This is a genomic window from Streptococcus mitis (genome assembly GCF_001579035.1).
In the GTDB taxonomy this organism is placed as follows: Bacteria; Bacillota; Bacilli; order Lactobacillales; family Streptococcaceae; genus Streptococcus; species Streptococcus mitis_J.
In genome coordinates this window covers 47,364-47,953 of record NZ_KQ970287.1, presented here as the reverse complement: position 1 = coordinate 47,953, position 590 = coordinate 47,364, and the positions used below count along the sequence as shown (strand labels likewise).

Here is a 590-nt window from a genome sequence, read left to right as displayed (position 1 = left end):
AGCCTTTAGGAGGGTTGACTTTCCTGATCCAGATGGGCCAATCAAGGCTGTAATTTCCTTAGGTTGGAAAGATAGGGAAACACTATTCAAGGCCTTTTTTGATTGTAGTAAACGGACAGGTCTGACACCTGTAAAATCGCTTCTGTCATACTGTTTCCTTTCTATCCAAAGTGTCCTGTTACGTAGTCATTGGTTGACTGTAGTTTGGCATTTTGGAAAATATTAGAGGTCTTATCGTACTCGATCAAGTCGCCCAAGTAGAAAAATCCTGTGTAATCACTAGCGCGCGCAGCCTGCTGCATACTGTGGGTCACGATAATGATGGTAAAGTCCTTCTTTAATTCCAACATGGTTTCCTCCAGCTGGGCTGTCGCAATCGGATCCAAGGCTGACGCCGGTTCATCCATCAAGAGGATATCTGGTTTAACAGAGATAGCACGAGCGATACAGAGACGCTGCTGCTGACCACCTGATAGGGTCAAGGCTGACTTGTGCAAATCGTCCTTGACCTGATCCCAAAGGGCAGCTTGACGAAGAGAGGTTTCCACAATTTCATCCAAGACTTGCTTGTCCTTAACCCCTGCACGTTC

2 protein-coding genes are annotated in these 590 nt (G+C 46.3%); both read right to left on the bottom strand.

The genetic code is table 11. The features are described from left to right. Positions 1–90, bottom strand: a 90-nt coding sequence (locus tag SMIDD26_RS13680; RefSeq protein ID WP_419986654.1) for an ATP-binding cassette domain-containing protein, incomplete at its 3' end; no start/stop codon positions are given. A gap of 71 nt (positions 91–161) precedes the next feature. Further along, a partial coding sequence (locus SMIDD26_RS12785) for a phosphate ABC transporter ATP-binding protein (RefSeq protein WP_246746909.1) occupies positions 162–590 on the bottom strand: 429 nt, incomplete at its 5' end.